The organism is Nonomuraea sp. LPB2021202275-12-8, assembly GCF_037044575.1.
GTDB lineage: Bacteria > Actinomycetota > Actinomycetes > Streptosporangiales > Streptosporangiaceae > Nonomuraea.
Genome location: NZ_JBAHWD010000017.1, coordinates 47,389 through 69,395, shown reverse-complemented (window position 1 = coordinate 69,395; position 22,007 = coordinate 47,389). Strand labels below are relative to the sequence as shown.

Genomic DNA, 22,007 nt, shown 5'->3' with positions numbered 1-22,007 from the left:
CCTCGTCTCGTAGTACGAGAAGTCTTCTCCGCCCCCCTGCTCGGGCATTCCCGTCACCCGCCGAACCGGAGGTAGTGCGCGCCCTACCCGGCCTCTCCGCTGGTCCGCAGCCCGCGCGAGAGCTTCCGCTCGTGCAGCCCGAACCGCGCATGCGGCTCTTGGACGCCGTCGAGGACGTCCACCACGTACTCGGCCAGTGCCGGGGCGTGCTTGAACCCGTGTCCGGAGTCGCCACCCAGCAGCCACACGCCGGGCGAGACCTCGGCGATGATCCACTCGGCGTCGGGCGTGAGCGCGTACTGGCAGACCTGGCTGAAGAGCACCGGCGCCGACACCAGCGAGGGAAACCGTCGGGCGAGATAGGCCCTGGCGCTGGCGACGCCGGCCTCGTCCACGGTCCGCTCGCCATGCTCCGGCTCGTACGGCGCGCCCTCCACGTCGGAGGTGGCCTTCATGCCCACGCCGTCCACGTCACCGTGGCCGTAGGCGGCGGCGGCGTGATCGACCCAGGCGGGCGTGCCCGGCGTGGTCCACTCGGCGGGCACCGCGAAGTGCAGCGTGTCCTGCTTGGTCACGGTCAGCGGCGCGTCGAACAGCTCGGGCAGCCAGGCTCCGCACGCCCACACCACCCGGTCGGCGGTGAGCACCTCGCCGCCCACCTGCACCCCGCTCAGGTACGGTGTGCCGTCCCCCGCCATCGGCACCGCCCGCCCTCTGACCAGGCGCACTCCTGCGGCCTCGGCCAGGCCGGCGGTCACCTGGGTGGCCCGCCGGGCCCTGATCACCCCGGCCTTCGGCTCCCAGAGCAGGAAGCTCAGGTCGTCACCGCGGAACTCGGGGAAGAACCGGGCGCCGTCCTCCGGGTCCAGCACCTCACACGGAATATCCAGATTTTTCAGAACTCGGGCACTGGCGCTCTCCCAGCCGTCCGGCGTCCCGGCGAACCACATCATGCCCGCCTCGAGGTAAAGCTCCTCGCCCACCCGCTCCGAGAGCCGCCGCCAGCCGTCCCTCGCCCGCCACGCCATCCGGGCGTACCACTCCTCGCCACCGTGCGAGCAGCGCATCAGCCGGGTCTCACCCGCGCTGGCCTGCCGCACATGTCCTGGCCTGTGCTGCTCGACCAGCGTCACCTGCCAGCCGGTCTCGGCCAGCCGCAACGCCAGCGACGATCCCCAGATACCTGCCCCGACCACGATGACCGATTTCATGGGATTACGGTGGCCGCAGGAGCCTGCCTGCCGCAAGAGTTCAGACAATGATGAGCGTCACCACGACACCCGCGCAGTTCCCCGCCACGCAGATCTGCACCGGGATCCGGGAGACGCCGGGCGCGGTGGGAACCCCTCCCACGTTGCCGTCCGGGCCGATGCTCACGCCGGCGGGCAGGGTGTCGTAGTCGGTCACGCTGAAGGTGGGCAGCACGCCGGAGGGGCCGCCGGCGATCTGGATCCGGCCCTCCAGCGGCTCACCGGTCCTGCCGGGGAAGGTCAGCGCCCGGGGACTCCACGGCACGTTGCGCAGCACCACGAACGTGACCTGCTCCTCCGCGCAGACCCGCCCCGCGCAGAGCCGGATGGCCGCGCTGTAGGTGCCGGGCCGGTCCGGCGTGCCGTACAGCCTGCCGCTCGCGTCGACCCCGACGCCCGGCACGAGCTCGGTCGCGGCCCGGACGTCGACCCCCTTCTCCAGGGGCAGCAGGCGACTGATCACCTCGATCCCCTCGGTGACATAGAAGGTGTCCTCCACCAGCCGCTCGGACGGGGTCGCCGCAGGCACGCCCCGGGCCATGTAGATCGCCCTCGTGCCGGTGGACGGCAGGGCGGGGAGTAGGGCGCACATGGCCAAACCGGCAACCAGGAGTATCCACGTTTGCCGCATCTTTACCCCCCGGTGCTTCTGTACCGGTACGTACCCCTTTCACCGCGTAGCGTCACCCCGAACTCACGCATAGATAATCGGGACCATGGTCGCTGAATCCGCCCAGACCCTGGAGCGCGGGCTCCGCCTGCTGAGGCTGCTCTCCGACGGCAAGGGCGGCCGGACGCCCACCGAGTTGAGCTCCGAGCTGTCGCTGAGCCGTCCCGTGGTGTACCGGCTCCTCACCACGCTGCTCAACGAGGGGTTCGTCCGCCGCGACGCCGAAGGCCGGGTGCATCTGGGGTTCGGGGTGCTGGCGCTGGCGCAGGCCGTACAGCCTCTGCTGCGCGCGGCGGCGCTGCCGACCCTGCGACGGCTGGCCGAGCAGGTGGGCGCGACCGCGCATCTCACCGTGGCCGAGGGCGACGACGGGCTCGCCGTGGCGGTGGTCGAGCCGTCCTGGACGAACATGCACGTGGCCTACCGCGAGGGGTCGCGCCATCCGCTGGCGAAAGGCGCTGCCGGGCGGGCGATCCTGGCCCTGCGCGAGGGCCGGGCCGATTATCTGCTGACCGAGGGGCAGTTGCAGGAGGGCGCGCGGGGGATGGCGGCGCCGGTGACGGGGCTGCCCTGGCTGGAGGCTTCGGTCGGGGTGGTGACGTTCGGGCCGCTGGAGGAGTCCACCGGCGCGCGGGTCGTCGCGGCCGCGGCCGAGCTGGCCGAGGCCCTGGGTTGACATGTCCAGGGCGATGACGGAACGTTGTCACACATAGAGGACAGAAACGTCCGATAAACGGACAGCCTGTGGAGGGGTAGATGCCGTACTACCGCGTCGTGGGAGAGGTGCCTCGAAAGCGCCACGTCCAGTTCAGGCGGCCCGACGGCGGGCTCTACGCGGAGGAGCTGATGGGCGAGGAAGGCTTCTCGTCGGACTCCTCGCTGCTCTACCACCGCCATCTGCCCACCGCGATCGTCAAGGCCGAGGCCGTCACGGCCACCGCCGACACGCGGCTCGAGCCCAACCTGCCCCTGTCGCCCCGCCACTTCCGGACCCAGCAGCTGTCCAGCGCGGGTGACCTGGTCTCGGGACGGGTCCTGCTGGCCGGCAACGGCGACGTCCGGTTGTCGTACGCCACCAGCGACCGGCCCAGCGAGCTCTACCGCAACTCGATGGGCGACGAGTGCGTGTACGTACAGGCGGGCAGCGTCCGCTTCGAGTCCACCTACGGCGTGATCGAGGCCGGCCCCGGCGACTACGTCGTCATCCCGACCGGCACCATCCACCGGTGGGTGCCCGACGGGCAGGTCAACGTGCTGGCCATCGAGGCGTCCGGGCACATCAGGCCGCCCAAGCGCTATCTGTCGCAGTACGGCCAGTTCCTGGAGCACGCCCCCTACTCCGAGCGCGACCTGCGCGGTCCCGCCGAGCCCCTGACCGTCGAGGGCGAGGAGGTGCCGGTGCTGGTGCGCACCCGGGGCGGGCTGACCAGGCTCGTCTACCGCCACCACCCCTTCGACGTGGTGGGCTGGGACGGCTGCCTCTACCCGTACGCGTTCAACATCGACGACTTCGAGCCGATCGTGAAGCGGACCCACGCGCCACCGCCGGTCCACCAGACCTTCGAAGGGCCGGGATTCGTGGTGTGCTCCTTCTGCCCGCGCCCGCTGGACTTCCACCCGGACTCCATACCTATCCCCTACAACCACCACAACGTGGACTCCGACGAGTTCATGTTCTACGTCGGCGGCGACTACTCCGCGCGCAAGGGCTCCGGCATCGACGTAGGCTCGATCTCGCTGCATCCGGCCGGCTTCACGCACGGACCGCAGCCCGGAGCGGTGGAGGCGGTGATCGACGCCGTCGCCAAGGGCGTCACCACCACCAGCGAGATGGCGGTGATGGTCGACACCTTCCGGCCGCTCGACCTCGGGCAGGGCGCGCTGTCCTGCGAAGACCCCGGCTACGCCTGGACCTGGTCACGATGACTCTTTACACCGCTCTGGTCGACGACGCGGGCCTGTTCCCGCCGACCTCGCTGCACATGTCCGAGGCTCTGGGCCGCCACGAACGCGACCTTGAGCGCGGCACCCTGATACTCACCCACCGCTTCCTGTGCCCGGCCAGCCGGCTCGACGGGCTGCGCCGCGAGCCGTTCCTGCCTCGGCGGATCGGCCTGATCGTCGACACCGAGCACATCCCTCCGTTCGACGACCTGCCGGTCGACTTCGTCGAGGTGCGCCCGCCCGAGGACCGCGGCGTCGACCAGGTCGCCCGCGAGCTGGGCGAACTGCCGCCCGGCGTGCGGCTGTTCGTCGAGGTGCCGCCCAGGAAGTACGTCCCCGACGTGCCGGAGGGGGTGGGCCTGAAGGTGCGCTGCGGCGGATTGGAGGCCGGCGCCTTCCCGCCCGTGGAGCAGCTCGCCGGGTTCATCCGGTTCTGCGTGGACAATGACATCCCGTTCAAGGCCACGGCCGGGCTGCACCATGCCGTCCGCCACTTCGACCCGTCGCTCGGCGTCGACCGCCACGGCTTCCTCAACCTGCTGCTGGCGGTCTGCGAGGCCGTCGAGCACCGCGATCCGGCGCCCGTCCTGCGCTCCACCGACGTGGGCCACCTCGTGCGGATGGCGCAGGCCGTGTCGGAGGAGACCGCCAAGCGGGCACGCCACCTGCTGGTGAGCTACGGCTCGTGCAGCACGGTGACGCCCATCGAGGACATGCGCGCTCTGGGACTGATCGAGGGGGAAGTGTGAGCTGGGGTCTGGACAACCTGCCGTACGGCGTCTTCTCCCGGCGGGGCGAGGCGCCCAGAGTCGGCGTGCGCTACGGCGACAGAGTGCTCGACCTGGCCGCCGCGCTGCACGACGAGGTGTTCGCCGCGCCGACGCTCAACCCGTTCCTGGCCCGCGGGCGCACCGCCTGGCACGACACCAGGACGGTCGTCCAGAACAAGCTCTCCAGCGACCTGTCCGTCGCCGAGTCCCACCTGATCCCGCTGGACGGGGTGCGCCTGCACATGCCGTTCGAGGTGGCCGACTACGCGGACTTCTACTGCTCGCTGGAGCATGCGAGCAACCTGGGCAGGATCTTCCGGCCGGACGCCGAGCCGCTGCTGCCCAACTGGCGCCACCTGCCGGTCGGCTACCACGGCAGGGCGGGCACCGTGGTGGTGTCCGGCACCCCGGTCAGGCGGCCGCACGGCCAGCTCGGCGCGGGCGTGTTCGGCCCGTCCGCCAAGCTCGACATCGAGGCCGAGCTGGGGTTCGTGGTAGGCGCGCCGTCCGAGCAGGGCTCCCCCGCCGGCCCGTTCGAGGAGCACGTGTTCGGCGTGACGCTGGTCAACGACTGGAGCGCACGCGACATCCAGGGGTGGGAGTACGTGCCGCTCGGGCCGTTCCTGGGCAAGTCGTTCGCCACCTCGATCTCGCCGTGGATCACCCCCTTGGAGGCGCTGCCCAGGACTGCCGGCCGAGCACAGCACCCCGCGCCGCTGGACTACCTGCGCAGGCACGACGACTGGGGGCTCGATCTCACCCTGGAGGTGTCGCTCAACGGCGAGGTCATCTCCCGCCCACCGTACCGGGGCATGTACTGGACGCCGGACCAGATGCTCGCCCACCTGACCGTGAACGGCGCGTCGCTGCGCACGGGCGACCTGTTCGCCAGCGGGACGGTCTCCGGCGAGCAGCGCGAGGAGCGGGGCTCGCTCATCGAGCTCACCTGGAACGGCACCGACCCGATCAAGCTCGCCAACGGCGACACCAGGACGTTCCTTCAGGACGGCGACACCGTGACCATCCGCGCCACCGCGGGCGAGATCACCCTCGGGGAGGTTTCCGGAACCATCGGATAAGTGACTCAGGGTGCCTGTCGCATGACTCCCCGCTAATCTTGAGGGTCCCCGTCCCCAGGAAAGCAGGAGTGACATGCTGCGGCGTGCCGCGACGATCTGCCTGGCCGCCCTGCTCACCACAGGCGGCTGCGGCTCCGTGACGGCGCAGGGCCCGCCGCCCAGCCCGCCCGTGGTGCACGTCTCCCCGCCTTTCGACGCCAAGCGGGCCCGCCCCGAGCAGGGGCTCGTGGTCAGGGCCCAGGGCGGCACGCTCGGCAAGGTCCTCGCCTACGCGGCCGGCAGCCCGGTGTCCGGCACGCTCGACGCCGCCCGCACCACCTGGCGCTCCGACTGGACCCTCAGGCCGGGGTCCGAATACACCGTGACCGTCATGGCGGCGGGGCCGAGCGGACCCACGACGGTCGCCATGGGCCGCTTTCGCACCCGTACGGCCGAGAGCACGTTCGGCCTGGCGGCCACCGCGCCGCTGCCGGGCGAGACCGTGGGCGTCGGCATGCCGATCATCCTCGACTTCGACACCCCGGTGCGCGACAAGGCCGCCGTCGAGCGGGCGCTGGAGGTCAAGACGGCCACCCCCGTCGAAGGGGCCTGGCGGTGGACGAGCGACACTCAGGCGGTCTACCGCACCAGGCACTTCTGGCCCGCCAGGCAGCGGGTCACGGTCACCGCCCATCTGGCCGGCATCCGCCCCGCCACCGGCGTCTACGGCGTCGCCGACCAGACGTTCACCTTCGCCGTCGGCCGCAAGCAGACCTCCGCGGTCGACGCCGAGACCCACCGGATGACCGTCCGGCGCGACGGCCAGACGGTGCAGGACATGGCCATCAGCGCCGGCATGGCCACCACCCACGAATACACCACGACCAGCGGCGTCCACCTGACCATGGACAAGGGCAACCCGGTCCGCATGATCTCCCCCGGCCGCGTCGAGGGCGAACCCGGCTTCTACGACCTGCTGATCGACCACGCCGTCCGCATCTCCAACAGCGGCGAGTACGTGCACGCCAAGGAGAACGTGTGGGCCCAGGGCAGGGCCAACGTCAGCCACGGCTGCATCAACGCCCGCCCCGACCAGGCGGCCTGGTTCTACGCCAACTCGCTGCGCGGCGACCCCGTGACGATCACCGGCACCACCCGCGAGCTCGAATGGCACAACGGCTGGGGCTATTGGCAACTCCCGTGGGAGAAATGGCGCAGCGGAAGCGCTCTGGTTTCGGCCGCGCGAAAGCCGTCACACCCCCTGCCGTAGCAGTAAATCCGGCATTACGGTGTAGGAGGGGAACGGTTGCGTATCCATGGCCGTTATCCCTATAGGAGGCGGAGCATGGATGAATGGATCATCTGGGTAATCCTCGCAGTCGTCCTCGGCGTGGCCGAGATCTTCACCCTCACCGCCGCCCTTGGACTCCTCGGGGTCGCCTCACTCCTGACTGCGGCGACCGCCGCCATAGGGCTGCCGGTGCCCCTGCAACTGCTCGTGTTCGCCCTGTCGTCCACGGCGGGACTGGTCGTCATCAGGCCCATGGCCCAGCGTCACATCCGCCAGCCGCAGGTGCGCCGCTTCGGGGTGGAGGCCCTCGTCGGCAAGCCCGCCTATGTGCTGTCCGAAGTCACCGGTCGCGATGGCAGGATCCGCCTCGCCGGCGAGGAGTGGTCCGCGCGTGCTTACGACGAGACTCTAGTGATCCCCACCGGCGCCACCGTCGACGTCATCGAAATCGACGGAGCGACCGCCCTCGTATATCCCCGGGAGTGACCCATGGATCCGCTGCTCATTGTCGGCCTTTTTGTCATACTCTTCGCAGTTTTCACCGTACTGAAAGCCGTACGCATCGTCCCGCAGGCCAGAGCACGCAACGTCGAGCGCCTCGGCCGCTACAACCGCACGCTCAAGCCCGGCCTGAATTTCGTCATCCCGTACGTGGACCGCGTCTACCCGATGATCGACCTTCGCGAGCAGGTCGTGACCTTCCGCCCGCAGCCGGTCATCACCGAGGACAACCTGGTCGTCGAGATCGACAACGTGCTCTACTTCCAGGTCACCGACCCGAGGGCGGCGGCCTACGAGATCGCCAACTACATCCAGGCGATCGAGCAGCTCACCGTCACCACGATGCGTAACGTGATCGGCTCGATGGACCTGGAGAAGACGCTCACCTCCCGTGACACCATCAACAGCCAGCTGCGCGGCGTGCTCGACGAGGCCACCGGCAAGTGGGGCATCCGCGTCAACCGCGTCGAGGTCAAGGCCATCGACCCGCCCAAGACCATCAAGGACGCGATGGAGAAGCAGATGCGGGCCGAGCGCGACAAGCGGGCCGCCATCCTCAACGCCGAAGGCCAGCGCCAGTCGCAGATCCTCACCGCCGAAGGCGACAAGCAGAGCCGCATCCTGCGCGCCGAAGGCACCCGCTCCGCGGCCATCCTGGAGGCCGAGGGCCAGTCCCGGGCCATCGACCAGGTCTTCCAGGCGGTCCACCGCAACGACCCCGACCCCCAGCTGCTCGCCTACCAGTATCTCCAGGTGCTGCCGCAGCTCGCCCAGGGCGAGAACAACACCTTCTGGGTCATCCCCAGCGAGGTCACCTCGGCCCTGCAGGGCGTCTCCAAGGCCTTCACCGAGGTCCTGCCCCGCTCGGCCGCGACCCGCGACGAGGTGCCGGAGACCTCGGCGATGGACGCCGAGATCGCCAAGGCCTCCGAGGCGGCGGCCGAGGCCGTCGCCGACGCCCAGGAAGCCGAGAGCCCCAACGGCCCCCGCCAGCTCACCCAGGCCGTCAACGAGCCGACCCCCTTCCCTGACCTGGAAAAGGAACCGCGCCAGACCGACCGCTGAGCCGGCCCCCGAACCCGCCCGCCGCTTTCCCGCGGTGGGCGTTTTCGTGCCCGCGTTACGCGCAGCCGGCGTTTCGCACGATGGGTGTTGTCGGATGGCACGCCTTCGTCTCAGGCGACTTCGACCAGGCGGCGCACCTCACTCTCGCGGTGCACGCGCCTCGCCCGGCAGACCAGCTTGACCGCCGCGTCCGCCACCGCCAGGGCCCGGTCCACCGGTGGGATGTCATCACCCATTTCGGTGCGCAACCACTCGGCGATCTCCGACCAGGAGTAGACGCTGATGTTGTCGGCCTCGATGATCGGCGCGGGGAACCCTCCGGGGCCACGCTGGCCGCTGGCCAACTGCCGCAGGCTGGCCTGTGTGCGCCCTCCGTGCCGGCGAGCCGCGTCGCCCAGCGTCACCCCGTCGCCCTGGCCAACGCTCGTGGCCCACAGGTCTTCGACGGCTCTGATCTGGACGAGCACGGAGATGACCGCCTCGATCAGGCTCTCGGCCTCGCGGTCGCACATCAGGCCGATGCTCCCGTGAGGCCCTCCCGCGATCGCGCAGTCATCCAGGCCGGCTTCGTAGAGTGCGTCAGCCTCGTCGTCGGTGGGCTCCCGATTCAGCGTTACTCGGAAGTTCCACGTAGTCATGACGTCTCCTCGCTCTCGCCGCACTCCGTGTGGTCGGAGATCCACTGCAGGATCCCCTTGGCGTGATCTCCCGGGTTGCGTGGCGTGCACCACACCCTGTAGGGCTTCACTCCGCAAACGCATGCGACCCACCCCCAACAGTGGCCCTTGCGGATCTCCACCACTGTCAATCCCTGGATCCTGCGAACCTTCTTGAAGGCCGCGTTGATCTCGTTGTCCTGATGTCTTCCTCGACCCACCATGTACCAACCTTGCAACAGTGTTGCACAGTTAGTACGCCCCTTCCAAGCTTGGGATTCCAACTAAAAGTCTCGCCATGACTACGTAGAGTGTTGGCATCGTGGACGCTTCCGGGCAAGCGCCCACGCGATGGGACCGGGGTCAGCGCTGGCTGTTGTCGAAGTAGGCGGCCAACTCCGCGTCCAGCGGGGGGATGTCGTACGGCATGCCGCCGTCGCGCAGCGACATGGTGGCCATGTAGCCGGCGGCCACGCTCATGCGGGCGGCCACCGGTGAGGTGTCGGTACGGCCGCCTTCCCTGACGAACCGGCAGAACTCGGCGATGATCTCGGTGTCCGCGCCTCCGTGGATGCCGGTGGCATGGGGGACCCTGTAGGCGATGTCGCAGTCGGCGCGATAGCCGGTGGGGCCGGTGTTCCAGACCTTGACGGTGTCACCGGGGCCGTCGCCGAAGTTCTCCAGACGGCCCTCCGTGCCGATGACGGTGTAGTTGCGCACGTAGTCCGGGGAGAAGTGGCACTGCTGGTAGGCGGCGATGACGCCGTTGTCGAGCCGCATGTTCATGACCGACACGTCCTCGACGTCGATGACGTGGTTGAGGTCGCCGCGCCGGGTGGGCGGCCAGTCGAAGTCGCGCAGCCAGCCTTCGGGCCGCGGCGTGCCGGGCTCGCGGCGTGGCAGGTCGCCATAGAGCATGAGGTCGCCGAGGGCGTTCACGCGGGTGGTGTAGCCGCCGGCCAGCCAGTGGATGACGTCGAGATCGTGCGCGGCCTTCTGCAGGAGCAGGCCGGTGGTGCGGGTGCGGTCGGCGTGCCAGTCCTTGAAGTAGTAGTCGCCGCCGTACGAGACGAAGTGGCGCACCCAGACGGTCTTCGGCTCGCCGATGTCGCCGCGCCGGATGATGTCGCGCATCAGCCTGACGACGCCCATGTGGCGCATGTTGTGGCCCACGTACAGCCGGGTCCCGGTGTCGCGGGCGGCGCGCAGGACGTTGTCGCAGCCGTCCACCGTGATGGCGAGGGGCTTCTCCAGGTAGACGGCCTTGCCCGCCTGGAGACAGTCGACGGCGACGCGCTCGTGCGTGTCGTCGGGCGTCAGCACGATGATCGCGTCGAGGTCGTCGCGGTCGAGCAGCTCTCGGTGGTCCGGCACCGCCACGGGGGCGCCGAACCGCGCGGCCTGCTCCTTGAGCGTCACCGGGTCGGTGTCGCACACGGCGGTCACGACGGAACCCTGGCCGGGCCGGTGCGCGGCCAGGGCCAGGCTGGCGCGCAGGCCGAGGCCGACGACTCCGAGGCGTAGGTCTTCCACTTGTCCTCTTTCCCCCTGTACGGCCATGCCGTACGAAATCTCATGTCCTGTTGAGTGACCGAATTATTCAAGCTGTCTACATAAAGAGGGCCTGCTCGGCGTGATCCAATGCCCACCTGACCGCGCCCAGCGTGACGCACTCGCCGCCCAGGCTGGAGGCGACGACCTTGGGCGGGTAGAGGCACCGGTCGTCGAAGAACGCCTGGATCGGCCCGACCACCAGGCCGCCCGCCCTGGACAGGCCGCCGCCGATCACCACCAGCTCCGGATCGAGCGGGTTGACCAGCGTGAGCAGGCCCTCGCCCAGGTGGCTCGCGAACGCCTCGACGGCCTTGGCCGCGGCTTCGTCGCCCTCCTGTGCCCGTGACACCGCGAACTCGGCGACCTGCCGGTGGGTGCGCAGCTCGCCCGGCTCCGCGGCCATGGCGTAGTCGGTCAGGTGCCTGAACGCCTGCCAGTGGTCGCCGGACTGCCGTCCGATCTCCCCTGCCGCGGCGTGCGCGCCCCGGTGCGGGCGCCCGCCGATCAGCAGGCCCAGGCCGAGCCGGTCCCCGGCGAACAGGTAGACCACGTCCTGGTGGCCCCTGGCCTCGCCGCGCCAGTGCTCGGCCAGCACGGCCAGCCGCATGTCGTTCTCGACCAGCACGGGGGCCGGCAGCCTGCGGCCGAGCTCGCCCTGCAGGTCGAAGCCGCTCCAGCCGGGCAGCACGACGCTCTTGACCACCCGCCCGCCGCCGTCCACCACCCCCGTCGTGCCGACGCCCACGGCGGCCAGCTCCGACACGGCCAGCCCCGCCTGGGCGGCGGCGATGGACACCAGCTCCACGATGGCGTCGATCCGCTCCGCCGCGGGCATCGACGCGTGGTTGAGCGCGCGATGGGTGGCCACGATGTCGCCACCGAGATCGGACACCATGGCGCGCAGCGTCGAGCCGCCGATGCCGACGCCCACCACGTGGCCGGCCGACGCGCGGAACCTGAACCGCTTGGCCGGACGTCCTCGCTGCCGCTCGCCCCGCTCACCGCACTCCTCGGCCCAGCCCTCGGCGATCAGGTCGTCGACGATCACCTCGGCCGTCGGCCTGGACACCCGCGTCGCCCTGGCGAGCTCGGACAGCGTCGCCACCCCGGCCTCGCGCAGGACGCGCAGGACGGCCGCCGAGTTGAGCCTGCGCAGGAGTGAGGCGTCGCCGCTCTGCTGTCGCGCAGGATCTCTCATGAGCCGCCATCTTACTTAGCCAAGCGGCTTGCATATTGTCGGCCCGACTGCGGCCTGCGGCGTGAAGCTGAGCTGTGGGGGCACTTAAGAATCCCTCGATGGACACGCCCCGACGAGAGCGGGCACAGTGCGTAAGGTTCTGAAGAGGGGGATGCGAGCGATGAAAGCGCTGGTCAAAGAGCGGGCCGAGCCGGGCCTGTGGCTGGTCGACGTGCCGGAGCCCGAGCCGGGGCCCGGCGAGGTGAAGATCAGGGTGTTGCGGACCGGCATATGTGGCACAGACCTGCATATCCGGAAATTTGATGATTGGGCGCGGCAAACTTTGAAGCTCCCGCTCATCGTGGGGCACGAGTTCTCCGGGCACGTGGTCGAGGTGGCGCCCGGCGTCGAGGACATCGCCGTCGGCGACCTCGTCAGCGGCGAGGGCCACATCGTGTGCGGCAAGTGCCGCAACTGCATGGCCGGCCGCCGCCACCTGTGCCGCAACACCATCGGGCTCGGCGTCAACCGCGACGGCGCGTTCGCCGAATACCTCACGCTGCCCGCCACGAACGTCTGGGTGCACCGGATGCCCGTCCACCCGGACGTGGCGGCCATCTTCGACCCGTTCGGCAACGCCGTGCACACCGCGCTGTCGTTCCCCCTGGTCGGCGAGGACGTGCTGATCACCGGGGCGGGCCCGATCGGGCTGATGGCGGCGGCCGTCGCCACCCACGTGGGCGCGCGCAACGTGGCGATCACCGACGTCAGCGACGAGCGGCTCAACCTGGCCGCCAAGCTGGGCGTCTCCCTTGCGCTGAACGTCTCGCGCGACACCCTCGCCGACGGCATGCGCCGCCTCGACATGCGCGAGGGCTTCGACGTCGGGCTGGAGATGTCCGGCAACCCGTCGGCGATGCGCGACATGATCGCGAACATGACCCACGGCGGGAAGATCGCCATGCTCGGTCTCCCGGCCGAGGATTTCGCCGTCGACTGGTCCACGGTCGTCACCTCCATGCTCACCATCAAGGGCGTGTACGGGCGCGAGATGTACGACACCTGGTACAACATGTCCGTCCTGCTGGAGAAGGGCCTCGACCTCTCCCCCGTGATCACCGACCGCTTCCCGTACGACGAGTTCGACGCCGCCTTCGACACGGCGGCGAGCGGCCGTACTGGCAAGGTCATTCTTGATTGGAGCGGAGGAGCTCGGCCGGAGAGCGCGAGGAACGAGCCGACGAAGGCCGAAGCGGCCGCGACGATTGACAGGAGCGCCTGATGTTCACGAACGTACGCGACCAGCTGCGTGCGACGCTCGACGAGATCACCGAGGCCGGGTTGCACAAGCCCGAGCGGGTGATCACCACTCCGCAGAGCTCGTCGGTCGGCGTCGCCGGGCAGGAAGTGCTGAACTTCTGCGCCAACAACTATCTCGGCCTGGCCGACAATCCGGAGGTCGTCGAGGCGGCCAAGCAGGCGCTGGACCGGTGGGGGTTCGGCATGGCCTCGGTGCGGTTCATCTGCGGCACCCAGGAGGTACACAAGGAGCTCGAAGGCCGCCTATCGGACTTCCTGGGCATGGAGGACACCGTCCTCTACAGCTCCTGCTTCGACGCCAACGGCGGCGTCTTCGAGACGCTGCTCGACGCGGAGGACGCGGTGATCTCCGACGCGCTCAACCACGCCAGCATCATCGACGGCATCCGCCTGTCGAAGGCGCGGCGCTACCGCTACGCCAACCGCGACATGGCCGAGCTGGAGGCGCGGCTGAAGGAGTCGTCCGACGCCCGGCGGCGGCTGATCGTCACCGACGGCGTCTTCTCCATGGACGGCTACCTCGCACCGCTGGCCGACATCTGCGACCTGGCCGACCGCTACGACGCCATGGTCATGGTCGACGACTCCCACGCCGTCGGCTTCGTCGGCCCGACCGGCCGTGGCACGCCCGAGCTGCACGGCGTCACCGACCGGGTCGACATCATCACCGGCACCCTCGGCAAGGCGCTCGGCGGCGCCTCCGGCGGCTACGTCTCCGCCCGCAAGGAGATCTGCGAGCTGCTCAGGCAGCGTTCGCGCCCGTACCTCTTCTCCAACTCCCTCGCCCCCGTCATCGCCTCCGCCTCGCTGCGCATCCTCGACCTGCTGGAGACCTCCAGCGAGGCCCGCGAGCAGTTGCGCGCCAACACCGAGCGGTTCCGCGGCAAGATGACCGAGGCCGGGTTCGACATCCTGCCGGGCGACCACCCGATCGTCCCGGTGATGATCGGCGACGCCGCGGAGGCGGGCGCCATGGCCGAGCGCCTGCTGGAGCTGGGCGTCTACGTGATCGGCTTCTCCTATCCGGTGGTGCCGCACGGCCGGGCGAGGATCCGGGTCCAGCTCTCGGCCGCGCACTCCACCGAGGACGTCGACCGCGCCGTTGAGGCCTTCATCCAGGCACGGGACGCCAAGGCCTGACGCGCCGCACAGGCACGCGCCGTACAGGCACGCGCCGTACAGGTTCACGGGACGTCCGAGCACGAACGCGCCCGAGGCCGGGAAGGCCGAGCTCACGGCGCTCGATAGGCTCGCCGCGTGATAGACACGCGGCGCCTGCGCACGCTGCGCGCGGTGGCCGACCACGGCACGGTCACCGCCGCGGCCGCCGCCCTGCACCTCACCCCGTCGGCCGTGTCCCAGCAGCTCGTCGCGCTGGAGCACGAGGTGGGTCACAAGCTGTTCGTACGCGACGGGCGCGGCGTACGCCTCACCGCCGTCGGCAAGATCATGTTGGGCCACGCCAACGAGGTGCTGGCCCAGCTCGAACGCGCCGAGGCCGAGGTGGCCGCCTACAGTACCGGCACGGCGGGCGAGGTGACCGTGGCGTGCTTCGCCACCGCGATCAGCGCCGTGCTCTCCCCCGCGATCATCTCGCTGCGCGCCACCGCTCCCGGCCTTCAGGTACGGGTCCGCGACGCGGAGGGCGACCAGAGCCTGACCATGCTGCTCGACGGCGAGGCGGACGCCGCGATCGCGGTGGAGTACCGGGGCGGCCCCGACGCCGCCGACCGCCGCCTGTCGCGCCTGCCCCTCTACGCCGAGCCCTTCGACCTGGTCCTGCCCGAGGGGCACGCCCTGGCCGCCGCCCCGCTGTCGGCTTTCGGCGAGGAGACCTGGATCGGCCCCTACCCAGGCAACCCGGTGCACGACGTGATCGCGTTCGCCTGTGAACGAGCGGGCTTCACACCGCGTTTCGCGCACTGCTCGGACGACTTCCGCGCCGTGGCCGCCCTGGTCGGCGCGGGGGCCGGGGTGGCGCTGGTGCCCCGGCTGGCGCTGCGCGACATGGCGCTGTCAGGCGTGACGGTCCGTCAGACCCCTGGCCCGGAACGCCGCGTCTTCGCCGCCGTCCGCCGCGGCGCGGAGTCGCATCCGCTGCTGCGACCGCTGCTCGACACGCTCCACGAGATCGCCGGCTCTCTGGGGATCGGGTGAAATAGCCAGATTCGTCCCCGTAACCGGGGCTGCTGACCGACGCGGGCCGTACGTCAGAGCGGATCGGGTAGCGCGCCGTGCACGATGGCCTGGACGACGCCTTGGATCGCCGGGCGTGCTCCGGCTGCCTTGTGTCGCTGAGCGGCCTGGTCCATGTCGGCATGGTGCAGCTCGGCGATGCGCTCCGCGGCGGCCACCAGCAGCGCCTCCCGGCTGCGGAAATACCCCTGGCGACTTGCCTCAGCCACGAGCCGCCTCGACGGCCTCGGTGAAGCGGCCGTATCTGGACAGCTCCTCGTCCACCGGGTCGAGGACGTACTCCTGGCCGACCTGTCCGATCGCCTCGCGCAGGGCCCTGGCGGCCTTGCGCGCCCTGCGCCGCCCGCCGAGCCAGGCGGCCAGCCTGGACAGCAGGGCGATCACCACACCGGCCAGCGCCCCACCGCCGAGCAGCGTCGTCGGCCAGGGCACCTCCCCGGCGGTCGGCAGCGGCGGCTCCGGCAGCCGCAGATAGTCCATCCCGAACAGCGCCCCCAGCCACCCCGCGCCCGCGACCATGACGGCGAACACCAGCCACTGCAGCACGTTCACGGCCCGCCACCAGCGTGGCCGTCTGGTGGCGCCGAGCGAGGTCCGGCCGACGGCCCGGTCCACCGCGTCGGCCAGCTCCGCCGACCGCGAGCGCGCCGCCTGCCGTACCGCCGCGGCCCACGCGCCCGGCAGGTCCGCCGCGGCCGCCTCGCCGACGTCCCTGATCGCGGTCTCCACCTGCGCCCGCTGCACGGCGGACGCGGCCGGGACGGAGGTGCGCCCCACCAGCTCCCGGTCGGGCGACCTGGCCGGAGCCGACACGCCGATCCGGAGCCTGCGCAGCGGGTCCGGCCTGAACCGCCGTATCCACCGGGTGACGGGCCATCCGGTGGCGACGACGGCCCGGTGCCGGTGCCCCTTGCTCACGGCCTCCACCACGACGGGCACTCCGGCGGCCCTGGAGAGCGCGGCGGTGAGCGGCCGGTCCAGCTCTCGGGCGTGCCGTCCGTCCCCGGCGCGGACCAGCTCCCCGTCCGCCTCCGGGGTGGTCTTCCGGTCCTGCGCGGCGGCGGCGGACGCCAGCGCCAGGTGGTCCGCGGCGGTGGTGACGTCGGCGGCCAGGCGGGCCGACCACGACCGGCGCTCGCTCACCCGGTCCGCCAGGAGGGATCGCAACTCGGCGAGGCCGGCGCCGGTGCGTGCGGAGACCCCGATGACGGGGACGCCCGTCTGCCCGTCGTCGTCGAGCAGCCTGCGCAGATCGCTCAGGCACCGCGCGACGGCGGGCTCGGGCAGCCGATCGATCTGGTTGAGCACCACCACCATCACGCCCCGGTGCGCGGCCAACGGGCGCAGGTATCGCTCGTGCAGGGCGGCGTCGGCGTACTTCTGCGGATCCAGCACCCACACCAGCATGTCCACCAGCTCCACCAGCCGGTCCACCTCCAGCCGGTGGGCGAGCCGGATGGAGTCGTGGTCGGGCAGGTCCAGCAGGACGAGCCCGGACAGGTCGTCGCCGGTGGACGCCGAGTGCCGCCGCGGGATGTCCAGCCAGTCGAGCAGCGGGCCGGCCCCCTCCCCGTCCCAGAGCGCCGCCTGGGCCGTCGCGGTGGTGGGCCGGGTGACGCCGACAGCCGAGAGCTCCTCCCCGGTCAGCGCGTTGAACAGCGACGACTTCCCGCTGCCCGTGGCCCCGGCGAGCGCCGCCACGGTGTGATCCACCGACAGGCTGCGCCGCACGCCCGCGCGCTCGGCCACACCCCGCGCCGCGGCCACGGCCTCGCCGGACAGCCGCCCGTCCCCCAGCTCGGCGGCCTCCAGCAGCGCGGCCAGCCGCGAATCCAGCGACGGTCCCTCCTTACGGCGCAGCAGCTTCACTCTCGTCCACCCTCCACGCCGCCGACGGGTCCGGCGCCGCCATCCCCGGCGCTGCCGCCGGGCCTCGTGTTCCCGTCATGCCCGGGCCCTTCCACGGCCGCCTGCCCTTCGCCCTGCTCCGAGCTGCCGGCCGGCAGCTCGGCCTGATGGTCATGGACCGATCGGGCCGCCTCGCGCAGGGCGGCCGCGCTGCCCGCGGGTGGCTGGATCGCCTCCAGCAGCACCGTGAACCGCTCCGCCTCCCCGTCCAGCAGCCCTCGCACCCGCTCTCTCAGGTCATCGCGGGCCAGCACGGTCAGCGTGCGCACCGCCTGATCGCCGAAGACCGCTTCGAGCAGTTTCTGCGACAGCACGCTGGTGCCGCCCGCGATGCCGACCTCGATCCCGGTCAGCCCCCCGGTGGAGGCGAAGACGGCCAGCATCAGCAGCAGGCCGGCCCCGTTCACGCCGAACGAGGCCATCCGCGCGGTGGTCCGCTTGGTCGCGCCTTCCTGACGTACGAGGTCGAGCACGTACTCCTGCCAGCCGCGCACGGCGGCCTCCACCTGCTTGCCGAGGCCGGGAGAGGCGCGGCCGAGCCGGGCGCCCTCCACCGCGCCGATGCGGTCGAGCAGGCCGGGCCCGCCGGGAGCGGCCGACCAGCCGTCGAGGGCGCGCTCGGCGGCGCCGTCGGCGGCGCCCCTGATGAGCGCCTCGACGCCGCTCTCCAGCGCGTCGCGGAGCTGCGCGGCGGGCGCCCGCCCGGTGAAGAAGCCGACGACCCGGTCGCGCAGCCACCCGACCCGGCTCTCCAGCGAGCGCATCAGATCGCCGGTGCCGATGAAGTCCTGCCAGCGGGCCAGCACCTCGCCGCGCAGCAACGACCCGTCGCGCATGCCCTCGTCGAAGTCGGCCATCCCGCCCGCGTAGGCGGCCGACACGATGGCGCGCAGCCCGGTGAAGGCGGCCTCCTGCCGTTCGACCGCATCGGCCAGCGACGGCACCCGGACGGCGAGGCTGTCGAGCGCGCCCGACAGCGTCTGCCGTACGACCCGGGAGCGTTCGGCGGCGTCGGCGGCGAGCCCGGTGAGCCAGGCGGCGATCGGCGCCACGGACTCGGCGGGCAGCCGGGCCTTCTCGCTGGGCAGCGCGGCCTCGGGCACGGCGAACAGGCGGGTGCCGTCGAGGCCGTTCTCGACCAGAAGGCGTTCGAGGTCGCGGGTGACCGGCCCGGCTGCCTCCGGCGGCACCCGGTCGAGCACGACGGCGAGTGCCGTGCTGCGCTCGCGGGCCGAGCGCAGGAAGCTCCACGGCACCTCGTCGGCATAACGGGCGGCGGTGGTGACGAACAGCCAGAGGTCGGCTGCGGCGAGGAGCTGGGCGGCCAGCTCCCGGTTGGCGGTCACCACGGAGTCGATGTCGGGTGCGTCGAGCAGCGCCAGCCCGGCGCCGAGCGCCTCGGCCGTCACCAGGCGCAGCGCTCCCACGCCGGTGCCGGTCGCGCGTGACAGGCCGGGCAGCACGTTCGGGCCCATGAACCAGTCGCGGTCGGCGGGGCTCACCACCAGCGTGGGCACCAGCGTGGTGGGGCGCAGCACGCCCGGCTCGGCCACGTCCTCCCCGACCAGCGAGTTGACCAGCGTGGACTTGCCCGCCCCGGTGGATCCGCCGACGACGGCGAGCAGCGGCGCGTCGATGGCGCGCAGCCTGGGCAGCAGATAGTCGTCGAGCTGCCCGGTCAGCTCCTTGAGCGCACGCCGGTCAGCGGCGACCTCGCCGACCGCCAGCGGGAACAGCTCCCGATCCAGCGGTCGTCGCAATCCTTCGAGCGCGCCCAACAGGTCCATACGGTCAAGCTAGCCGGAGGGAGGCTCCCTTAACACGTAACCGACGCTGCGCAGCGTGTGAATGAGCCGCGGCTCCACGTCGTCGACCTTGCGACGCAGGTAGGACACGTACGATTCGACCACGCCGGCGTCGCCGCCGAAGTCGTAGTTCCACACGTGGTCGAGGATCTGCGCCTTCGACAGCACCCGCCCCGCGTTGGCCATGAAGTAGTGCAGCAGCTTGAACTCGGTCGGCGACAGCCGCACCGAGCGCCCGCCGCGCCACACCTCGCGCGCCTCCTCGTCCAGCTCCAGGTCCGCCACCTTCAGCCGGCTCGCGGGCGCGCCCTCCCCCCTGGTACGGCGCAACACCGCGCGGATCCTGGCCTGGACCTCCTCCAGGCTGAACGGTTTGGTGACGTAGTCGTCGCCCACCCGCAGCCCGGCGATCTTGTCTTCGGTGGCGTCGCGGGCGGTCAGGAAGAGCACCGGCGCACTGATGCGCCTGGCCACCTCGAACCCGTCCAGGTCGGGCAGCATGACGTCGAGCACGACCAGGTCGGGGCAGGCCCGCTGGGCCACCTCGACGGCCTCGTGCCCGTCGGCGGCGGTGACCACCTCGAACCCGGAGAAGCGCAGGCTGGCCGAGAGCAGGTCCCTGATGCTGGGCTCGTCGTCCACCACCATGATCAGCGCCTCGGATTCAGTCACCTCTCCAGGGTTCCCCAGGCACCTGAGGAATTGCTGAAGGGTCACTCCAAGGCGAGTGGGAGTTCCATCCTGAACGTCGCCCCCTCGCCCAGCGTGCTCTCCACCACCACGGTGCCGCCGTGCGCCCGCACCAGCGCCTGCACGATGGCCAGGCCCAGGCCGCTGCCCCGGTCCTCGCCCGACCGGCGGCGTGACCTGGCCGAGTCGGCCCGGTAGAAGCGTTCGAAGACCCGCTCGACCTGCTCGGGGGTGAGGCCACGGCCCTTGTCGGCCACCTCCAGGAAGACCGTGTCGCCCTTCGCCCCGACACGCACGGTGATGGGCGTGCCGTCCTCGGTGTGGATGAGCGCGTTGGACATGAGGTTGCCGACGACCTGGCGCAGCCGTACCTCGTCACCGGAGACGATCAGGGCGGCGCCGCCCACGACGTCCAGCCCGATCTCCCGACCGGGCGCGAGGATGCGCGCCTCCTGCACGGCGTCGGCCGCCAGCGCCAGCATGTCGACGGGGCGCATCTTCAACGGCCTGGCCTGGTCCACCTGGGCGAGCAGCAGCAGGTCGTCGACGAGCAGGCTCATCCGGCCCGCGGCGCTCTCCACGCGCAGCATGAGCTCGGCGGCGTCGGCGTTCGGGTTCTGCCTGGCGTACTCGGCGAAGCCGCGGATCGAGGTGAGCGGGGTGCGCAGTTCGTGCGAGGCGTCGGTGACGAACTGGCGCATCCGGTCCTCGGATCGCCGGGCCGCGGCCTCGGACGCCGACCGGGCCGCGAACGCGCTCTCGATCTGCGCCAGCATCCCGTTGAGCGCGCCGGCCAGGCGGCCCACCTCCGTGCGCGGGTCGCCGTCCGGGACCCTGCGCCCCAGCTCGCCGTCGGCGATGGTGCCGGCAGTGCGCTCGATCTCGACCAGCGGCCGCATGCTGTGCCGCACGATCGTGACGCCCACGACGGCGAGGATCAGCACGATGCCGCCGCCGCCCAGCAGCTCGATGAGCACGAGCCGCCTGGTGATCTCGTCGACCTCTTCCAGGTCCGTGGCGACCACGAAGACGCCCTGCGGCGTCGCGGTCTCCTTCACCCGCCAGGCGCCGTCGCCGTCGACCGCCGGCGCGGTGTAGATCCCGGGCCCCGGCGACTCCTCCAGCACCGGCTTGGGCTTGATGTCGACGTCCCGCTCGTTCTGCGTCGGCGTGAGCCGGCCGGCGGCGTCCTTCGTCAGCACGATCGTGTCGGACTCGATGAGCAGCGGCTTCTCGGCCGATTTGCGGCCCTGATCGCGTCTCAGCTGATCGTTGACCAGCCGTTTGTGCACCCGCACGGAGACCAGGTTGACCTGGCTGTCGACGCGGTCCAGCAGGTAGCCGTGCAGGACCGAGACGCTGACCACGCCGATGAAGCTCATCCCGAGCCCGAGCAGCGCCAGCATCGACGCCATGAGCTTGATCCTGAGCGGCAGGCCGCCCACCCGGGTCACTAGACGCCCGGCGGTAGGCGCAGGACGTAGCCGACGCCGCGCAGCGTGTGGATGAGCCGCGGGCTGCGGTTGTCGATCTTACGGCGGAGCACGGAGACGTAGGACTCGACGATGCCGACCTCACCGCGGAAGTCGTAGTCCCAGACGTGGTCCAGGATCTGCGGCTTGGACAGCACCCGGCCCGCGTTCGTCATGAAGTAGCGCAGCAGCTTGAACTCGGTCGGCGAGAGCGCGACCGCGTGGCCGCCGCGCCACACCTCGTGGCTCTCCTCGTCCAGCTCGATGTCGGCGAAGGTGAGCCTCGGCGGTGGCGGCTGCGCCTCCCCGCCGGTGCGCCGGAGCACCGCGTGGATCCTGGCGACGACCTCCTCCAGGCTGAACGGCTTGGTCACGTAGTCGTCGCCGCCGATCGTCAGGCCGCGGATCTTGTCCTCGGTCTCGTCGCGGGCGGTGAGGAACACCACGGGCGTGTGCACCCCGCCGCCGCGCATCCGCCGCACGATCTCGAAGCCGTCCACGTCGGGCAGCATGACGTCGAGCACCACGAGGTCGGGTCGCTGCCGCTGGACGGCGGCCACGGCGTCCTGGCCGCTCTTGGCCGTGCACACGTCGAAACCCGCGAACCTCAGGCTCGCGGCGAGGAGTTCGAGGATGTTCGGGTCGTCTTCGACGATCAGCAGTCGCGCTTCCATCACATC

21 protein-coding genes are annotated in these 22,007 nt (G+C 71.0%); 10 read left to right on the top strand and 11 right to left on the bottom strand.

All coding sequences use genetic code 11. From position 1 onward, the window contains the following. Positions 1-83: 83 nt before the first annotated feature. Entirely contained in the window at positions 84-1,211 is a 1,128-nt protein-coding gene (locus V5E28_RS27875; protein ID WP_336210826.1) for an NAD(P)/FAD-dependent oxidoreductase, read from the bottom strand. A gap of 40 nt (positions 1,212-1,251) precedes the next feature. Next, positions 1,252-1,842, bottom strand: a complete 591-nt coding sequence (locus tag V5E28_RS27870) for a hypothetical protein (protein ID WP_336210824.1) — start codon at positions 1,840-1,842, stop codon at positions 1,252-1,254. Between the two features lie 124 nt (positions 1,843-1,966). Between V5E28_RS27870 and V5E28_RS27865 the strand changes: the two genes are divergently transcribed. The 7 genes from V5E28_RS27865 to V5E28_RS27835 all read left to right on the top strand — a co-directional run bounded on the left by V5E28_RS27865 (position 1,967) and on the right by V5E28_RS27835 (position 8,549). Beyond that, positions 1,967-2,596 (top strand): helix-turn-helix domain-containing protein, encoded by a 630-nt coding sequence (locus tag V5E28_RS27865; protein ID WP_336210821.1) that lies wholly within the window; start codon positions 1,967-1,969, stop codon positions 2,594-2,596. Between the two features lie 80 nt (positions 2,597-2,676). After that, positions 2,677-3,846: a homogentisate 1,2-dioxygenase gene (locus V5E28_RS27860; protein WP_336210818.1), complete on the top strand. Its 1,170-nt coding sequence runs from the start codon at positions 2,677-2,679 to the stop codon at positions 3,844-3,846. Then, entirely contained in the window at positions 3,843-4,613 is a 771-nt protein-coding gene (locus V5E28_RS27855) for a hypothetical protein (protein ID WP_336210816.1), read from the top strand. Before V5E28_RS27860 ends, V5E28_RS27855 begins: the two co-directional genes overlap by 4 nt. Beyond that, positions 4,610-5,713 carry a fumarylacetoacetase gene (fahA, locus tag V5E28_RS27850; RefSeq protein WP_336210813.1) on the top strand — a complete coding sequence of 368 codons (1,104 nt, stop codon included), beginning with the start codon at positions 4,610-4,612 and terminating at the stop codon, positions 5,711-5,713. The genes V5E28_RS27855 and fahA overlap by 4 nt, the downstream gene beginning before the upstream one ends. 73 nt (positions 5,714-5,786) lie before the next feature. Beyond that, a complete protein-coding gene (locus tag V5E28_RS27845; protein WP_336210811.1) occupies positions 5,787-6,962 on the top strand; it encodes a L,D-transpeptidase in 1,176 nt (391 codons plus the stop codon). A gap of 75 nt (positions 6,963-7,037) precedes the next feature. Continuing rightward, the gene (locus V5E28_RS27840) at positions 7,038-7,469 is read left to right on the top strand and encodes an NfeD family protein (RefSeq protein ID WP_336210808.1); all 432 of its coding nucleotides are present in this window, start codon (positions 7,038-7,040) and stop codon (positions 7,467-7,469) included. A 3-nt stretch (positions 7,470-7,472) separates the two neighbouring features. Next, on the top strand, positions 7,473-8,549 hold the full coding sequence (locus V5E28_RS27835; protein WP_336210806.1) for an SPFH domain-containing protein: 1,077 nt from the start codon (positions 7,473-7,475) through the stop codon (positions 8,547-8,549). A gap of 110 nt (positions 8,550-8,659) precedes the next feature. Here V5E28_RS27835 and V5E28_RS27830 read toward each other — a convergent pair whose 3' ends face one another. The 3 genes from V5E28_RS27830 to V5E28_RS27820 all read right to left on the bottom strand — a co-directional run bounded on the left by V5E28_RS27830 (position 8,660) and on the right by V5E28_RS27820 (position 11,957). Further along, positions 8,660-9,187 (bottom strand): hypothetical protein, encoded by a 528-nt coding sequence (locus V5E28_RS27830; RefSeq protein ID WP_336210803.1) that lies wholly within the window; start codon positions 9,185-9,187, stop codon positions 8,660-8,662. A 381-nt stretch (positions 9,188-9,568) separates the two neighbouring features. Then, complete coding sequence (locus tag V5E28_RS27825; RefSeq protein ID WP_336210801.1) at positions 9,569-10,738, bottom strand: Gfo/Idh/MocA family protein; 1,170 nt, start codon at positions 10,736-10,738, stop codon at positions 9,569-9,571. Between the two features lie 76 nt (positions 10,739-10,814). Continuing rightward, positions 10,815-11,957, bottom strand: coding sequence for an ROK family transcriptional regulator (locus V5E28_RS27820; protein WP_336210799.1), 1,143 nt, complete (start codon positions 11,955-11,957; stop codon positions 10,815-10,817). A gap of 160 nt (positions 11,958-12,117) precedes the next feature. Between V5E28_RS27820 and tdh the strand changes: the two genes are divergently transcribed. The 3 genes from tdh (at position 12,118) to V5E28_RS27805 (ending at position 15,413) form a co-directional block, all read left to right on the top strand. Further along, positions 12,118-13,218, top strand: a complete 1,101-nt coding sequence (tdh, locus tag V5E28_RS27815) for an L-threonine 3-dehydrogenase (protein WP_336210794.1) — start codon at positions 12,118-12,120, stop codon at positions 13,216-13,218. Next, positions 13,218-14,396, top strand: coding sequence for a glycine C-acetyltransferase (locus V5E28_RS27810; protein ID WP_336210791.1), 1,179 nt, complete (start codon positions 13,218-13,220; stop codon positions 14,394-14,396). Before tdh ends, V5E28_RS27810 begins: the two co-directional genes overlap by 1 nt. A 117-nt stretch (positions 14,397-14,513) precedes the next feature. Further along, positions 14,514-15,413, top strand: coding sequence for a LysR family transcriptional regulator (locus V5E28_RS27805; protein WP_336210789.1), 900 nt, complete (start codon positions 14,514-14,516; stop codon positions 15,411-15,413). Between the two features lie 53 nt (positions 15,414-15,466). Here the strand turns inward: V5E28_RS27805 and V5E28_RS27800 are convergent, their stop codons facing one another. The 6 genes from V5E28_RS27800 to V5E28_RS27775 all read right to left on the bottom strand — a co-directional run bounded on the left by V5E28_RS27800 (position 15,467) and on the right by V5E28_RS27775 (position 22,001). Beyond that, entirely contained in the window at positions 15,467-15,661 is a 195-nt protein-coding gene (locus V5E28_RS27800; protein ID WP_336210785.1) for a hypothetical protein, read from the bottom strand. After that, the gene (locus V5E28_RS27795) at positions 15,654-17,321 is read right to left on the bottom strand and encodes a YfjP family GTPase (RefSeq protein ID WP_336210782.1); all 1,668 of its coding nucleotides are present in this window, start codon (positions 17,319-17,321) and stop codon (positions 15,654-15,656) included. Before V5E28_RS27795 ends, V5E28_RS27800 begins: the two co-directional genes overlap by 8 nt. Then, positions 17,318-19,147 carry an ABC transporter gene (locus V5E28_RS27790; RefSeq protein WP_336210779.1) on the bottom strand — a complete coding sequence of 610 codons (1,830 nt, stop codon included), beginning with the start codon at positions 19,145-19,147 and terminating at the stop codon, positions 17,318-17,320. The genes V5E28_RS27795 and V5E28_RS27790 overlap by 4 nt, the downstream gene beginning before the upstream one ends. Before the next feature lie 9 nt (positions 19,148-19,156). Beyond that, complete coding sequence (locus tag V5E28_RS27785; RefSeq protein ID WP_336211110.1) at positions 19,157-19,813, bottom strand: response regulator transcription factor; 657 nt, start codon at positions 19,811-19,813, stop codon at positions 19,157-19,159. Between the two features lie 65 nt (positions 19,814-19,878). Continuing rightward, a complete protein-coding gene (locus V5E28_RS27780; protein ID WP_336210776.1) occupies positions 19,879-21,270 on the bottom strand; it encodes a sensor histidine kinase in 1,392 nt (463 codons plus the stop codon). 38 nt (positions 21,271-21,308) lie between these two features. Further along, a complete protein-coding gene (locus V5E28_RS27775) occupies positions 21,309-22,001 on the bottom strand; it encodes a response regulator transcription factor (protein WP_336210773.1) in 693 nt (230 codons plus the stop codon). Positions 22,002-22,007 lie beyond the last annotated feature (6 nt).

Coding starts and splice junctions, on each gene's coding strand:
- V5E28_RS27780 (WP_336210776.1), bottom strand. CDS start 21,270: ATGGCGTCGATGCTGGCGCTGCTCGGGCTCGGGATGAGCTTCATCGGC.
- V5E28_RS27845 (WP_336210811.1), top strand. CDS start 5,787: ATGCTGCGGCGTGCCGCGACGATCTGCCTGGCCGCCCTGCTCACCACA.
- V5E28_RS27855 (WP_336210816.1), top strand. CDS start 3,843: ATGACTCTTTACACCGCTCTGGTCGACGACGCGGGCCTGTTCCCGCCG.
- V5E28_RS27790 (WP_336210779.1), bottom strand. CDS start 19,147: ATGGACCTGTTGGGCGCGCTCGAAGGATTGCGACGACCGCTGGATCGG.
- V5E28_RS27785 (WP_336211110.1), bottom strand. CDS start 19,813: ATGGTGGTGGACGACGAGCCCAGCATCAGGGACCTGCTCTCGGCCAGC.
- V5E28_RS27860 (WP_336210818.1), top strand. CDS start 2,677: ATGCCGTACTACCGCGTCGTGGGAGAGGTGCCTCGAAAGCGCCACGTC.
- V5E28_RS27840 (WP_336210808.1), top strand. CDS start 7,038: ATGGATGAATGGATCATCTGGGTAATCCTCGCAGTCGTCCTCGGCGTG.
- tdh (WP_336210794.1), top strand. CDS start 12,118: ATGAAAGCGCTGGTCAAAGAGCGGGCCGAGCCGGGCCTGTGGCTGGTC.
- V5E28_RS27775 (WP_336210773.1), bottom strand. CDS start 22,001: ATGGAAGCGCGACTGCTGATCGTCGAAGACGACCCGAACATCCTCGAA.
- V5E28_RS27820 (WP_336210799.1), bottom strand. CDS start 11,957: ATGAGAGATCCTGCGCGACAGCAGAGCGGCGACGCCTCACTCCTGCGC.
- V5E28_RS27865 (WP_336210821.1), top strand. CDS start 1,967: ATGGTCGCTGAATCCGCCCAGACCCTGGAGCGCGGGCTCCGCCTGCTG.
- V5E28_RS27875 (WP_336210826.1), bottom strand. CDS start 1,211: ATGAAATCGGTCATCGTGGTCGGGGCAGGTATCTGGGGATCGTCGCTG.
- V5E28_RS27835 (WP_336210806.1), top strand. CDS start 7,473: ATGGATCCGCTGCTCATTGTCGGCCTTTTTGTCATACTCTTCGCAGTT.
- V5E28_RS27870 (WP_336210824.1), bottom strand. CDS start 1,842: ATGTGCGCCCTACTCCCCGCCCTGCCGTCCACCGGCACGAGGGCGATC.
- V5E28_RS27830 (WP_336210803.1), bottom strand. CDS start 9,187: ATGACTACGTGGAACTTCCGAGTAACGCTGAATCGGGAGCCCACCGAC.
- V5E28_RS27810 (WP_336210791.1), top strand. CDS start 13,218: ATGTTCACGAACGTACGCGACCAGCTGCGTGCGACGCTCGACGAGATC.